The following is a 13,798-nucleotide window of genomic DNA, read 5'->3' as shown; positions in this document are numbered from 1 at the left end:
CGCGGCGGAACTGCCTGTCGCGACCGCTTCGAAAGAAAGCGTCGGCATGACCGACGCGCGCCACCGGTTCGGCTCAGATCAGGTTGCGCATCGCCTGCGCCGTCTCGCGCAGCACCGGCAGCACGCGGGCCACCGCGTCTTCCGAACTCTCGTGCCCCATCGGCATCGTGATGTTCAGCGCGCCCACCAGCGTGCCGTGGCGGTCGCGCAGCGGCACGGCGATGCCGCGGGAGTTCAGGTCGAGCTGCTGCTCCGACAGCGCCCAGCCCTGGGCGCGGATGCGCGCCAGCTCGAGCTTCATGCGCTCCATGCTCGCGATGGTGTGCGAGGTGAACACCGTGAGCTGGCGCGTGGCCAGCCATTCGTTCAGCTCGGCGTCACTGCGCAGCGCCAGCATCAGCATGCCCGAGGCCGTCACCTGCGCAGGCACGCGCGCGCCGAGCACATAGCCGGTGCTCATGCTGCGGTTGGGGCCGTTGCGCGCGATGTAGACCACTTCGTCGCCGTCCATCACGCTCAAGTAGGCGATCTCGTTGGTGCCGGCCGCCACGCGCTGCAGAAAAGGCTGCACCACGCGCGGCAGGCGGGCCGATTCGAGGTACGACTGCCCCAGGCGCAGCACGCGCGGCGTGAGCCAGAAGAGCTTGCCGTCGCTGGCCACATAACCCATGTGCTGTAGGGTGAGCAGGTAGCGCCGCGCGGCGGTGCGCGTCATGTTCGTGCGCTGGCCGGCCTGGCTGGCCGTGAGGCGCGGGTTGGCGTCGTCGAAGGCCTCGATGATGCTCACGCCGCGCTCCAGCCCGGCGATCCAGTCGCGCTTGTCCAGGCCGGCGGGCGGCGTCGAGTCGTCGGGGCTGGTGCTGTTCATGGGCGGAAGTGTGCCCGCGTCCGGCACGGCGGCGGAGTCCGAATGACTAAGTAAAAACCCGCAATTTGATCGATTGACGAACTTGAAAGATCGATCATCGAACGCTTGACTGTCCATATGCCAGCAGGCCGCGCGCGAAGGGACTATAAAGCCCGCTGTTCCGCCCCGAAACGAGCGATTGACGAACGGAAGCACGCCCATGAGCCCCATCATCACCGGCAGCACCCAGGCCTACCTCATCCCCGGCGACCCGGTCCGCAACGTGCGGCTGCCGCGCATGTTCAACGCGGCCTTTGCGCGCTACGGCATCGACGCGGTGCTGGTGCCCATGCAGGTGCCGGTGCGCGATTTCGCGGTGTTCATGAAGTCGGCCTTCCTGGCGCGCAACGTGCGCGGCATGGTGATCGCGCCGCCGCACAAGCCGCGCGTGGTCGACCTGCTCGACGGCTGCGGCCTGTTCGGCCGCGTGGCCGGCTCGGTCAACGTGGTGCGCCGCACCGAGGGCGATCAGCTCGAGGGCGACCTGTTCGACGGCGAGGGCCTGATCGGCGCGCTCGATCGCTGCAACGTGCCGTTTCGCGGCAAGCGCGTGCTGATCCTCGGCGCGGGCGTGAGCGCCGCCGCCATCGGCGTGGCGCTGGCCGAGGGCGGCACGGTGAACGGCGCCGAGCACATCGCCTTCTTCGACACCGCCTCCGGCAAGGCCGCGGGCGTGGCCGCCAAGCTCGACGCTTTCTTCGACGCGACCGTGGTCGCGGTCGACAGCAACGCGCCCGAGGGCTACGACCTTGTCATCAACGCCACGCCGCTGGGCCTGGCCGAAGACGACGCGCTGCCGCTGGACGTGGCGCGCATGGAGCCGCACGCGGCGCTGTTCGACATCCTGCTGCGCAACCAGCCCACGCCGCTGGTGCGCGCGGCCCGCGCGCGCGGGCTGAATGCGCAGGCCGGCTTCGAGATGCTGGTGCAGCAGATGCCGCACTACTTCCGCTACTTCGGCCACATCGACGCGGCCGATGCGATGCAGGCCGACGCCGACTTTTTGCGCGAGCTCATCTATCCGCCGGCGATGCACGCCGAGATCGCAACCCCGTTGCGCTACCAATCCCCGAGCGTGGCCTGATCCCGCTCCTTCCTGAACAAGACGACTTCCCATGATCTCCGGCAAGACCACGCTCATCGCCCACATCGGCTACCCCACCGAGGCCTTCAAGGCGCCGATGATCTACAACCCCTGGTTCGACAAGCAGGGCATCGACGCGGTCGTCGTGCCGATGGGCGTGAAGCCCGAGGACTACGCGGTGTCGCTCGCGCAGATCTTCAAGTTCTCGAACCTGCGCGGCGCGTTGGTCACGATGCCGCACAAGGTCACGACGATGTCGCTGGTCGACGAGGTCACGCCCACCGCGCGCGTCGCGGGCGCCTGCAACGCCGTGCTCAAGCGGCCCGACGGCAGCCTGCTGGGCGACCAGTTCGACGGCGCGGGCTTCGTGCGCGGCGTGGAGCGCAAGGGGCGCCTGTTCAAGGGCACGCGCGTGCTGGTGTCGGGCACGGGCGGCGTCGGGTCGGCCATTGCTGCGTCGATCGCGGCGGCCGGCGCGGCCGAGCTGATGCTGTTCGACATGAGCGACGCCTCCGCGCAGGCCTTGGCCGCGCGGCTGCGCGAACACTATCCGCAGATGAAGGTCGCCACCGGCTCGAAGGACCCGGCCGGCTTCGACATCGTCGTCAACGCCACGCCGCTGGGCATGAAGGACACCGACCCGCTGCCCTTCGACGTGGACCGCATCGCGCCCGAGACCTTCGTCGGCGAGGTCGTCATGAAGACCGAATACACGCCGTTGCTGCAGGCCGCCAAGGCCAAGGGCTGCCAGGTGCAGGTGGGCACCGACATGCTGTTCGAGATGATTCCCGCTTACCTCGAGTTCTTCGGCTTCGGCACCGCCTCGCCTGAAGAGCTTCGCGCTGTGGCGCAATTGAAATACTGAAAACATCGGAACACGCATGAGCATTTTTGAAGGCTTTCTCTCCACCTCCGAAACGCTGGGCGCCTTCAGCGACCGCGCCTTCGTCGACGCCATGCTGCGCTTCGAGGCCGCGCTCGCGCGCGCGCAGGCGGCCGAAGGGCTGATTCCCGAGAGCGCCGCGCATTCGATCGTCGGCAGCTGCAAGGTCGAGCTGTTCGACGTGGCCAAGATCGTGCGCGAGAGCGGACGCGCCGGCAGCGTCGCCATCCCGCTGGTGAAGGCGCTGCGCGAGGCCGTGGGCCTGTTCAATGCCGAGGCCGCGCCCTTCGTGCACTTCGGCAGCACCAGCCAGGACGTGATCGACAGCGCGATGGCGCTGGTCACACGCGAAGCCGTCGCGCTCGTCGAGGCCGACCTGGCCAAGGCCGCCGATGCGCTGCTGCGCCTGGCGGTGCAGCATGCCGACACGCCGATGCTCGCGCGCACGCTGATGCAGCCGGCCTCGGTCACCAGCTTCGGCTTCAAGTGCGCCGGCTGGGCCGCGCCGCTGGTGCGCAGCCGCACCCGCCTGCGCGCCGCCGCGAAGCACGCGCTGCAGCTGCAGCTCGGCGGCGCCGTCGGCACGCTGGCGCAGATGAAGGGGCAGGGCGCCGCGGTGCGCCAGCGCATGGCCAAGGAACTCGGCCTGGGCGACCCCGGCGCCACATGGCACACGCAGCGCGACGAATGGGTCGCGCTCGGTTGCGAACTCGGCCTGCTCACGGGCAGCCTGGGCAAGGTCGCGGTCGACATCTCGCTGCTCGGCCAGTACGAAGTGGCCGAGGTCGCCGAGCCCAGCGAACCCGGGCGCGGCGGCTCCTCGGCGATGCCGCACAAGCGCAACCCCGTGGCCTCGATGGTCGCTATCGCCGCCGCGCACCGCGCGCCGCAGCGCGTGGCCGCCTTGCTCGGTGCCATGCCGCAGCAGCATGAGCGCGCGCTCGGCGCCTGGCAGGCCGAGCTGGCCGAATGGCCGCAGCTGTTGATGTCGGCGCACGGCAGCGTGCGCGCCATGGCCGGCGCCTTGCCTGGCCTGCAGGTCGATGCCGCGCGCATGCGCGCCAACATCGACCGGCTGCGCGCCGAGTTGCCGCGCGACGCAGCCGACGAATGGTTCGACCCCGCACTCGCCGTGAATGCGGGGCAGATCGCTGTGGCAGAGGTGAAAGCCCTGCAAGCCCAACTCTCATCCGACAAGGAACTCTCGCAATGACCGCCCCCGAAACCCCGAGCAACCCTTACGAAGACGGCCTCGTCAACCGCCGCCGCGTGCTCGGCGACGCGTGGGTCGACAAGTCGCTCGCCAACCGCAACGGCTTCAACGCCGAGTTCCAGGAGCTCATCACGCGCCATGCGTGGAACGACATCTGGGGCCGCCCCGCGCTGGGCGACAAGACGCGCCGCTTCATGGTGCTGTCGATGATGCTGGGCATCCATGCGTACGAAGAGTTCGCCATGCACGTGCGCGCCGCGCTCGACGGCCCGCCCGAGTCGCGCCTCACGCCCGACGAGATCAAGGAAGTGATCATGATGGCCGCGATCTACTGCGGCGTGCCGGTGGCCAACCACGCCTTCGGCATCGCGACGAACATCCTGCGCGAGAAGGGCCTGCTGCCGCCAGTGGCGGCGCAGTGAGCGCGACGGAAGGCCGGCAGGGCGGCACGGGCCGCTTCGATGTCGGCTTCACCTTGCTGTTGCCGCTGCTGCTCGCGGCGCAGCCCGTGGCGACCGACAGCTACCTGCCGGCGCTGCCCGCCATCGCGGGCGAACTCGGTTCGGCCAGCACCAGCCTCACGCTGTTCGTGCTGGCCTTCGGCTTTGCGCAGCTGCTGTGCGGCCCGCTGGCCGACCGCTTCGGTCGCCGGCCGGTGCTGCTCGCGGGCCTGGGCTGCTACGCCATCGCGGCCTTCGGCGGCGCGTTCGCCGGCAGCGTGGCGGTGCTCGCGGGCTGGCGCACGCTGCAGGGCTTCTCGATGGCGGCGATCCTCGTGTGCGCGCGTGCCGCGGTGCGCGACCTGTACCCGGCGCACGAAGGCCCGCACGTGATGGCGCGCGGCCTCACGGGGCTGGGCGTGGTCGGCCTCATGGCGCCGCTGCTCGGCGCCTGGCTGGTGCAGGGTGCGGGCTGGCGCTGGGTGATGGTGGCGATGGCGCTCTATGCCGTGGTGCTGTTCGCGCTGTGCTGGCGCTCGTTCGGCGAAACCCGCCGGCCGTGGGGCGAGGGCGAATCGTCCGCGCCGCGCGGCAGCACGCGCGCCGTGTTCGCGAGCCGCGCCTTCCGCGCCTGGGCCTCGGTGGCGGCCGCCACCTACGGCGGGCTGTTCTGCTTCTTGCTGCTTTCGCCGATGGTCTACATCGGCTACCTCGGCTGGTCGCCTGCGTGGTACGGCTGGATTCCGGCCGGCGGCTCGCTGGTCTACATCTTCAGCACCACGATGTGCCGCAGCCTGCTGCGCCGCTTCGGGCCGATGCGCACCGTGCGCCTGGGTGCAGTGCTGAGCATCACCGGCGCCGTGATCCAGGCGCTGGGCTGCTGGCTGATGCCGCACAGCGCGGTGCCGCTGCTGGCGGGCCACGCCGTGTACTGCCTCGGCCACGGCATCCACCAGCCCTGCGGGCAGGCCGGCGCCGTGGGCGACCTGCCGCACCTGGCGGGGCGGGCCGTGTCGTGGTCCGGTTTCGGCATGATGATGGTCGCGTTCTGCGTGGGGCAGGTCGCCGCGCTGTTCGTCGACACGAGCTTTTCGTATGGCGCCTGGCCGATGGTGGTGCCGATGCTGATGGCCGGCACCGTGCTGCTGGCCATCGCGTTCCTGTGGCTGCCGCGTCTCCCGCAACCTGCTTCTCCATCCTCCCCAAAGAAGGACTCCACCCCATGACCACTTCCTCTCCCCGCCTGAATGTCGTGCGCGAAGGCGACGGCCCCTTCGTCGTGCTCAGCCATGCGCTCGGCTGCGACCTGCACATGTGGGACGGCGTGGCCGCGCAGCTCGCGCGCGCCCACACGGTGATCCGCTACGACCACCGCAACCACGGCGACTCCGAGGTGGTGCCCGGCGTGCTGCGCGTGGAAACGCTGGCGCAGGACGCGTCCGAGCTGATCGCGCGCGAGACGGGCGGCGAGCCCGTGCACTTCGTGGGCCTGTCGATGGGCGGCATGACCGCACAGGCGCTGGCGGTGCGGCACGCCGTGCAACTCAAGACCGTGGTGATCGCCAATTCGGCCGCGCACTACCCCGACCAGGCCCCCTGGCGCCTGCGCGCGGAAACCGTGGCCGCCAAGGGCGTGGCCGCCATCGCCCCGGGCGCCGTGGCGCGCTGGCTCACGCCGGCCTATGCCGCCACGCCCGAGGGCGCGGTGGCCGCGCGCACCTTGCACGACACGCTGGTGCGCACCGACGCGCAGGGCTACATCGAGAGCTGCAACGCCGTGGCCGCCATCGACTTCCGCGACAGCAACCGCCGCATCGCCACGCCCACGCTGGTGATCGGCGGGCTGCAGGACGAGGCCACGCCCCTGGCCATGTCCGAGGCCATGGTGGCGCAGATCCCGGGCGCGCGGCTGGCGACCATCGATGCCGCGCACCTGAGCGCGGTGGAGCGCCCGGTCGAGTTCGCGCAGATGCTGATCGATTACTGGCGCAGCCTCTGAAAAAACGCCCGGCCCGCACCCCCGTGTGGGCTAGGTGTAACCCCTATTTCGTGCGAATGATGATCGGTGGCGTGCGATCATCGATCAGAAGGGGCTGATTTGCGTTGTGGCGCGCCCGGGCTCTTTCTACAGTCCATCCCCATGCACCGCGCCATTGCCACCGTCTCGCTCAGCGGCACCCTCCGCCAGAAGCTCGAAGCCATCGCGGCCGCGGGCTTCGACGGCATCGAGCTGTTCGAAGCCGATTTCGTCAACTTCCGCGGCACCGCCGCCGAGCTGCGCCGCATCGTGGCCGACCTGGGCCTGGCTATCGACCTGTACCAGCCCTTCCGCGACTTCGAAGGCATGCCCGAAGCGCAGTTCCACCGCAGCCTGGAGCGCGCCGAACGCAAGTTCGACCTCATGGAAGCCATGGGCGCGCCGCTGGTGCTGTGCTGCTCCAACACCTCGCCGCTGTCGGTGAACGACCCGGCGCGCGCCGCCGCCCAGCTGCACGAGCTGGCCGAGCGCGCCGCGCGCCGCAACCTGCGCGTGGGCTTCGAGGCGCTGGCCTGGGGCCGCCACACCTCGCGCTACGCCCAGGCCTGGGACATCGTGCAGCGCGCCGACCATCCGCACCTCGGGCTGATCCTCGACAGCTTCCACACGCTGTCGCTGAAGGACGACCCGGCGGGCATCGCCGCGATTCCGGGCGAGAAGATCTTCTTCGTGCAGATGGCCGATGCGCCGCTCCTGTCGATGGACGTGCTGCAGTGGGCGCGCCACCACCGCTCGTTCCCGGGGCAGGGCGACTTCGACGTGGTCGGCTTCTTCGAGCAGGTGCTGCGCGCGGGCTACACCGGGCCGCTGTCTCTGGAGATCTTCAACGACATCTTCCGCGAGACGCCGAACCGCCGCACCGCGGTCGATGCGATGCGCTCGCTGCTGTACCTCGAAAGCGAAACGCGCGAGCGCCTCGCCCACGGGAATGCACCCGTGCAGCCACAGCGCGTGGAGCTGTTCAACCCGCCGCCCGCGCCCGCGCTCTCGGGCCTGTCGTTCATCGAGTTCGCGGCCGACGAGGCCTCGGCCGTCACGCTCGGCGCGCTGCTCGGGCAGCTGGGCTTTCGCCGTGTGGGGCGCCATCGCTCCAAGGCCGTCACGCTGTACCGCCAGGGCGGCATCCACTTCATCGTCAACGCGCAGCCCGATTCGTTCGCGCGCCGGCGTTTCGAGGCGCACGGCACCTCGGTCTGCGCGCTGGGCGTGCGCTGCGCCGACCCGCTCGCGGCCGTGGGCCGCGCCAGCGCCATGCGCTCGCAGCGCCACGACAGCCCGGTGGGGCCGAACGAGCTGCGCGTGCCGGCCATCGTGGCGCCGGGCGGCAACCTGATCCATTTCGTGCCCGAGGCGCTGGGCGCCAACGGGCTGTACGAGACCGACTTCATCCTCGAGGCCGCGGGGCCGGGCGACAGCGATGCGGGCCTCACGCGCATCGACCACGTCGCGCTGGGCCTGGCGCTCGACCAGCTCGACACCTGGGTGCTGTTCACGCGCGCCGTGCTCGGCCTGGAGCCCGGCGAGAGCCTGGAACTGGCCGACCCCTTCGGCCTGATTCGCAGCCGCGGCGTGGCCAATGCCGACCGCAGCCTGCGCCTGGTGCTGAACGTGTCGCTGAGCCAGCGCACGCGCACCGCGCGCACGCTGAGCGTGACCGGCGGCGGCGCAGTGCACCACATCGCGCTCGATTGCGACGACATCTTCGACACCGTGGCCCGGCTGCGGGCCAACGGCACGCGCTTCGTGCCGATCTCGGACAACTACTACGACGACCTGGCCACGCGCATCGACGTGGCGCCCGAACTGCTGGCGCGCATGCGCGACGCCGGCGTGCTGTTCGACCGCTCGGCGGCCGGCGACTACCTGCACATCTACACCGAGAGTTTCGACGGCGGCCTCTTCTTCGAGGTCGCGCAGCGCGTGGGCGGCTACGACGCCTACGGCGCGCTCAACGCACCCGCGCGCATGGCGTCGCAGGCGCAGCAGCCCCAACAACAAGACTGATTTTTTTCCCCTCGCATCCGACACCTTCGTCACACCACTGGAGACAACCCATGGCCCACCCATCCGCCAAAGAGCCGCAAGGCAAGCACCAGTCGAGGAAAGCCGCCGCCAGCGGCTGGATCGGCTCGGCGCTGGAGTACTACGACTTCTTCATCTACGCCACCGCCGCGGCGCTGATCTTTCCGCAGATCTTCTTTCCCAAGGGCGACCCGACCACGGCCATCATCGCGTCGCTCGCGACCTACGGCGTGGGCTATGTCGCGCGCCCCATCGGCGCCTTCGTGCTCGGCCACTGGGGCGACACGCACGGGCGCAAGCAGGTGCTGGTGCTGTGCATGTTCCTGATGGGCTTCTCGACCGTGGCCGTGGGCCTGCTGCCGACCTACGACCAGGTCGGCCTGCTGGCCCCGGCGCTGCTGGTGTTCCTGCGCCTGGTGCAGGGCTTCGCCGTGGCCGGCGAAATCTCGGGCGCAAGCTCGATGATCCTGGAGCACGCACCGTTCGGGCGCCGCGGCTTCTTCGCGAGCTTCACCTTGCAGGGCGTGCAGGCCGGCCAGATCCTGGCGGCCGCCGTGTTCCTGCCGCTGGCGCACTACATGCCTGAAGAGTCCTTCAACTCGTGGGGCTGGCGCATTCCGTTCCTGCTGAGCTTCATCGTGATCGTGGCCGGCTACATCATCCGCCGCGAGGTCGACGAGACGCCGGCCTTCGCCGAAGTCGACCAGAAGGGCGAAGTGGCCAAGGCGCCGATCGTCCAGGCGCTGACCGACAGCTGGGGCGACATGCTGCGCGTGATCTGCATGGCGCTGATGAACGTGATTCCCGTGGTCGCCACCGTGTTCGGCGCGGCCTACGCAGTGCAGGCCGCCTACGGCATCGGCTTCCAGAAAGACGTGTACCTGTGGATTCCCGTGCTGGGCAACATCCTGGCGGTGCTGGTGATCCCGTTCGTGGGCAACCTGTCGGACCGCATCGGCCGCAAGCCGCCGATCATCGTGGGCGCACTCGCCTCGGGCCTGCTGTCGTTCGTGTACCTGTACGCCATCAGCATCAAGAACGTGCCGCTGGCCATCTGCATGTCGCTCTTGATGTGGGGCATCGTGTACCAAGGCTACAACGCGACCTTCCCGAGCTTCTACCCGGAGCTGTTCCGCACCCGCAACCGCGTGTCGGCCATGGCCATCTCGCAGAACATCGGCACCACCTTCACCGCGCTGCTGCCCGCGCTGTTCGCTGCCGTGGCGCCCCCGGGCTCGACCAACATCTGGTTCACCGTGGGGGCCATCACCTTCGCCGTGACCGTGCTGGCCGCGCTGGCCGCCATGAGCGCCCGCGAGACCTACCGCGTCCACATGCACGACCTGGGCAACCCGAACGCCGTGCCGGTCGACAAGGCCGAGTACGACCGGCTGCGCGAAGAAACGCTGGCCAGCGCCCGCACGGAGCGCGAACGCCGCAAGGCCATGGCCTGAAGACCCCGCGCGCACAAAGGGGTTGTGGCGCCATGAAGAATGGCGCCATGACCGCCCATCTCAAGATCGATTTCGTTTCCGATGTGTCCTGCCCCTGGTGCGCCGTGGGCCTCGGCTCGCTCGAGGCCGCCCTGAAACGGGTGGCGCCGGAGGTCACGGCCGAACTGCATTTCCAGCCCTTCGAGCTGAACCCGCAGATGCCGCCCGAAGGCCAGGACACCTTCGAGCACCTGAACCAGAAGTACGGCTCGTCGCTCGAGCAGCAGGCGCAGGCCCGCGAGGCGATCCGCCAGCGCGGCGCGGCCGTCGGCTTCGAGTTCAGCGCCGGGGGCCGGCCCCGCGTGTACAACACCTTCAACGCCCACCGCCTGCTGCACTGGGCCGAACTGGAAGACCCGGCCAAGCAGGTGGCGCTCAAGAAGCTGCTGCTGAAGGCCTACTTCACCGACAGCCAGAACCCTTCGGACATCGAGGTGCTGGTGCGCGCGGCGACCGAGGCGGGACTCGACGCGGCGCGGGCCCGCGAGATTTTGGCCGGCGACGAGTTCGCGCAGGAAACCCGCGAACGCGAGCGCCTGTACACCGACGCCGGCATCCATTCGGTGCCCGCGATCATCATCAACGACCAGCACCTGATCTCCGGCGGCCAGCCGGTCGAGGTGTTCGAGCGCGCGCTGCGGCAGATTGCGGGCGCGGAGCCCAGCCGTACCGCCACGGCCTGAGCGCGCGGGGCAGCAGCCCCGTTCGTTTCGCCTTGAAACGAAGCTGACTTTCAGCTTTACCTGAGCGCGGCCCGAGGTCGGTCAACCGCCTACATCGCGTAGCGGTTGAAGGGCGCATGATCGACCGCATGCCGTTTCCGAAGCTGCACCGTTCGCGCGCGATCGCCGTGACGCTGGCCGCCGTGCTGGCGCTCACCGCCTGTTCCACCGGCCTGCTGCGCCCCGAGGGCCCGCCGCTCACGGCGCTGGGCCATGCCGCCGACACGCCCGCCGCGCAACTGCGCTGGCTCGACCGTGTGAGCTGGGGCGCCAACGCCGGCAGCCAGGCCGAACTGGCGCGCGACGGCCTGCCGCGCTGGATGGGCCGCCAGCTGCGTCCCGCGCCGCGCCTGCTGCCCGCGGCGGCGCAGGCCCAGATCGACGCCATGGCCATCTCGCGCACGCCGCTCGACCAGCTCGTCTTCGCGCTCGATGCCCGGCGCAAGGCCGCCGACGCCTTGCCCGACGAAGAAGCGAAGAAGGCCGCACGCACGGCCTACCAGCAGGAACTCAACACCCTCGCGCGCGAGGCGCAGCAGCGCTTCCTGCTGCGCGCGTTGTACTCGCCCAACCAGCTGCAGGAGCAGATGACCTGGTTCTGGATGAACCACTTCAGCGTCAGCATCCGCAAGGACCTGGTGCGCGCGATGGTCGGCGACTACGAAGAGAACGCCATCCGCCCGCACGCGCTCGGCAAGTTCCGCGACCTGCTGGGCGCCACCGCGCGGCATCCGGCCATGCTGCGCTACCTCGACAACGCGCAGAACGCCGCCAACCGCATCAACGAGAACTACGCACGCGAGCTCATGGAGCTGCACACGCTCGGCGTGGGCGGCGGCTACACGCAGGCCGACGTGCAGGAACTGGCGCGCGTGCTGACCGGCGTGGGCGTCAGCGTGCAGCCGCCCGACGCGGCGCCGCCCGCGGTGCGCCCGGCCGTGCGCGCCGACTACGTGCGCCAGGGCCTGTTCGAGTTCCACCCGAACCGGCACGACTACGGCCCGAAGACCTTCCTGGGCCAGCCCATCCAGGCGCGCGGCCTGGCCGAGACCGACGAGGCGCTCGACCGCCTGGCGCGCGCGCCGGCCACCGCGCGCTTCATCTCGCGCAAGCTCGCCGTGTACTTCGTGGCCGACGAGCCGCCGCCCGCGCTGGTCGAGCGCATGGCCGCCACCTTCACGCGCAGCGACGGCGACATCGCCGCCACCTTGCAGACGCTGTTCGAATCGCGCGAGTTCGCGGCCTCGTTGGGCCGCAAGTTCCGCGACCCCGTGCACTACGTGCTGGCGGGCGTGCGGCTGGCCTACGACGAGCGCGTGGTGCTCAACACCACGCCGATGATCGGCTGGATCAACCGCATGGGCGAGACCCTGTACGCCCACGAGACGCCCGACGGCTACCCGCTCAACGAGGCCGCCTGGGCCAGCGCGGGCCAGATGAACACCCGCTTCGAGATCGCGCGCGCCATCGGCACCGGCGGCGCCGTGCTGTTCCGCACCGACGACAAGGCGCCGCTCGAGAAGCCGCCGTTTCCGCCACTGGCCGAATCGCGCGCCGTGCATGCGCTGCAACCCGGCCTGAGCGCCGACACGCAGCAGGCGCTCGCACAGGCGAAGAACCCGCCGGAGTGGAACACCTTCCTGCTCGCATCGCCCGAGCTGATGCGGCGTTGAAAGGCTCAGTCATGCAACGTCGACACCTGCTGCAATTCATCGCCGCCACGCCGCTGGCCGGCGCCGCCGCGCGCGTGGTCGCCGCGCCCGCGGCCGAGGGCACCAAGCTGCTCATCGTGTTCCTGCGTGGCGCCTACGACAGCACCAGCCTGCTGGTGCCCACCGCGAACAGCGACTTCTATTACGCCTCGCGGCCCAACATCGCCATCCCCCGGCCCGGCACGCCCGACGGTGCGTTGCCGCTGGACGGTGGCGACTGGGGCCTGCACCCCGCGCTCGCGCAGAGCGTGCTGCCGCTGTACCAGCGCAAGCAGGCGGCCTTCATTGCCTTCGCGGGCACCGACGACCTCACACGCAGCCACTTCGAGACGCAGGACGCCATCGAGCTTGGCGTGGCGCCCGACAACGCACGGCGCGACTACCGCTCGGGCTTTCTCAACCGGCTGGCCGGCGTGCTCGGCGCCGGGCCGCTGGCCGACGTGTCGCCCATCGCCTTCACCGACCAGCTGCCCATCGTGCTGCGCGGCGACGACGCCAAGGCCGCCAACATGGCGCTCGCGGGCGTGGCGCGGCAGGCCCTCGATGCGCGGCAGAGCCAGATCATCGCGTCGATGTACCGCAACACCGCGCTCGCGCAGCCCGTGGCCGAGGGCTTCCAGGTGCGCGACGAGGTGGTGCGCGCCATGCAGGCCGAGATGGACGCCGCCAGCCGCAACGCCATGAGCCCCAAGGGCTTCGAGCAGGTCGCGCGGCGCATGGCGCTGTTGATGCGCGAGCGCTACGACATCGGCTTTGTCGACGTCGGCGGCTGGGACACCCACGTGGGGCAGGGCGCGGCCAAGGGCTACCTGGCCAACCGTTTCGAAGAACTGGGCCGCGGCGTGGCCGGCTTCGCGCAGGAGATGGGCGAGTCCGCCTGGCGCCAGACCGTGGTGGTCGTCGTCAGCGAGTTCGGCCGCACCTTCCGCGAGAACGGCAACCGTGGCACCGACCACGGGCACGGCACCGTGTACTGGGTGCTCGGCGGCGGCCTGGCCGCACAGGCGGGCGGGCGCGTCGTGGGCGAGCAGCAGCCGCTGACGCAGGCCACGCTGTTCCAGAACCGCGACCACGCGGTGCTCAACGAGTACCGGGCGGTGCTGGGCGGGTTGTTCCAGCGGATGTACGGGCTGTCGCCGGCGCAGGTGGCGCGGGTGTTTGGCGGTGCGGCGGTGAAGGACCTGCGGCTGGTCTGATGGCCCCACGAGGGCGGGCCGCACCGTCTCTTTCACGATCTCCTTTTGGACCTTGTGTCCGCCCCTTCGCCTTGAGGCCGCACAGGCA

The 13,798-nt window shown here is 70.1% G+C and carries 12 protein-coding genes; 11 read left to right on the top strand and 1 reads right to left on the bottom strand.

All coding sequences use genetic code 11. The annotated features are described in order from the left end of the window. Positions 1-73: 73 nt before the first annotated feature. A complete protein-coding gene (locus tag AC1RAD_RS16500; RefSeq protein WP_159272286.1) occupies positions 74-868 on the bottom strand; it encodes an IclR family transcriptional regulator domain-containing protein in 795 nt (264 codons plus the stop codon). A gap of 199 nt (positions 869-1,067) precedes the next feature. Between AC1RAD_RS16500 and AC1RAD_RS16495 the strand changes: the two genes are divergently transcribed. The 11 genes from AC1RAD_RS16495 (at position 1,068) to AC1RAD_RS16445 (ending at position 13,710) form a co-directional block, all read left to right on the top strand. Next, entirely contained in the window at positions 1,068-1,991 is a 924-nt protein-coding gene (locus AC1RAD_RS16495; RefSeq protein ID WP_095947409.1) for a shikimate dehydrogenase family protein, read from the top strand. A 31-nt stretch (positions 1,992-2,022) separates the two neighbouring features. Further along, positions 2,023-2,856 carry a shikimate dehydrogenase family protein gene (locus AC1RAD_RS16490; RefSeq protein WP_062481274.1) on the top strand — a complete coding sequence of 278 codons (834 nt, stop codon included), beginning with the start codon at positions 2,023-2,025 and terminating at the stop codon, positions 2,854-2,856. A 16-nt stretch (positions 2,857-2,872) separates the two neighbouring features. Beyond that, on the top strand, positions 2,873-4,087 hold the full coding sequence (gene pcaB, locus AC1RAD_RS16485; RefSeq protein ID WP_492735989.1) for a 3-carboxy-cis,cis-muconate cycloisomerase: 1,215 nt from the start codon (positions 2,873-2,875) through the stop codon (positions 4,085-4,087). Continuing rightward, a complete protein-coding gene (locus AC1RAD_RS16480) occupies positions 4,084-4,509 on the top strand; it encodes a carboxymuconolactone decarboxylase family protein (protein WP_487847292.1) in 426 nt (141 codons plus the stop codon). Before pcaB ends, AC1RAD_RS16480 begins: the two co-directional genes overlap by 4 nt. Further along, entirely contained in the window at positions 4,506-5,753 is a 1,248-nt protein-coding gene (locus AC1RAD_RS16475) for an MFS transporter (protein WP_492735986.1), read from the top strand. Before AC1RAD_RS16480 ends, AC1RAD_RS16475 begins: the two co-directional genes overlap by 4 nt. Continuing rightward, entirely contained in the window at positions 5,750-6,526 is a 777-nt protein-coding gene (locus AC1RAD_RS16470) for an alpha/beta fold hydrolase (protein WP_492735984.1), read from the top strand. The genes AC1RAD_RS16475 and AC1RAD_RS16470 overlap by 4 nt, the downstream gene beginning before the upstream one ends. Positions 6,527-6,667: 141 nt before the next feature. Further along, a complete protein-coding gene (locus AC1RAD_RS16465) occupies positions 6,668-8,569 on the top strand; it encodes a bifunctional sugar phosphate isomerase/epimerase/4-hydroxyphenylpyruvate dioxygenase family protein (protein ID WP_492735982.1) in 1,902 nt (633 codons plus the stop codon). Between the two features lie 50 nt (positions 8,570-8,619). Next, positions 8,620-10,041, top strand: a complete 1,422-nt coding sequence (locus tag AC1RAD_RS16460; RefSeq protein WP_095744853.1) for an MFS transporter — start codon at positions 8,620-8,622, stop codon at positions 10,039-10,041. A 47-nt stretch (positions 10,042-10,088) separates the two neighbouring features. After that, the gene (locus tag AC1RAD_RS16455; protein ID WP_492735980.1) at positions 10,089-10,763 is read left to right on the top strand and encodes a DsbA family oxidoreductase; all 675 of its coding nucleotides are present in this window, start codon (positions 10,089-10,091) and stop codon (positions 10,761-10,763) included. Between the two features lie 116 nt (positions 10,764-10,879). Next, positions 10,880-12,475: a DUF1800 domain-containing protein gene (locus tag AC1RAD_RS16450; RefSeq protein WP_492735978.1), complete on the top strand. Its 1,596-nt coding sequence runs from the start codon at positions 10,880-10,882 to the stop codon at positions 12,473-12,475. A gap of 11 nt (positions 12,476-12,486) precedes the next feature. Further along, complete coding sequence (locus AC1RAD_RS16445; RefSeq protein ID WP_492735976.1) at positions 12,487-13,710, top strand: DUF1501 domain-containing protein; 1,224 nt, start codon at positions 12,487-12,489, stop codon at positions 13,708-13,710. Positions 13,711-13,798 lie beyond the last annotated feature (88 nt).

This window comes from Variovorax sp. GW823-FHT04B03, from assembly GCF_058796495.1.
Note: the sequence above shows the minus strand (reverse complement) of the source record. Positions and strands in the feature narration are given on the sequence as shown.

Excerpts from the sequence above, each read along its gene's own strand:
- AC1RAD_RS16500 (WP_159272286.1), bottom strand. The coding sequence starts at position 868 with ATGAACAGCACCAGCCCCGACGACTCGACGCCGCCCGCCGGCCTGGAC.
- AC1RAD_RS16495 (WP_095947409.1), top strand. The coding sequence starts at position 1,068 with ATGAGCCCCATCATCACCGGCAGCACCCAGGCCTACCTCATCCCCGGC.
- AC1RAD_RS16490 (WP_062481274.1), top strand. The coding sequence starts at position 2,023 with ATGATCTCCGGCAAGACCACGCTCATCGCCCACATCGGCTACCCCACC.
- pcaB (WP_492735989.1), top strand. The coding sequence starts at position 2,873 with ATGAGCATTTTTGAAGGCTTTCTCTCCACCTCCGAAACGCTGGGCGCC.
- AC1RAD_RS16480 (WP_487847292.1), top strand. The coding sequence starts at position 4,084 with ATGACCGCCCCCGAAACCCCGAGCAACCCTTACGAAGACGGCCTCGTC.
- AC1RAD_RS16470 (WP_492735984.1), top strand. The coding sequence starts at position 5,750 with ATGACCACTTCCTCTCCCCGCCTGAATGTCGTGCGCGAAGGCGACGGC.
- AC1RAD_RS16465 (WP_492735982.1), top strand. The coding sequence starts at position 6,668 with ATGCACCGCGCCATTGCCACCGTCTCGCTCAGCGGCACCCTCCGCCAG.
- AC1RAD_RS16460 (WP_095744853.1), top strand. The coding sequence starts at position 8,620 with ATGGCCCACCCATCCGCCAAAGAGCCGCAAGGCAAGCACCAGTCGAGG.
- AC1RAD_RS16455 (WP_492735980.1), top strand. The coding sequence starts at position 10,089 with ATGACCGCCCATCTCAAGATCGATTTCGTTTCCGATGTGTCCTGCCCC.
- AC1RAD_RS16450 (WP_492735978.1), top strand. The coding sequence starts at position 10,880 with ATGATCGACCGCATGCCGTTTCCGAAGCTGCACCGTTCGCGCGCGATC.
- AC1RAD_RS16445 (WP_492735976.1), top strand. The coding sequence starts at position 12,487 with ATGCAACGTCGACACCTGCTGCAATTCATCGCCGCCACGCCGCTGGCC.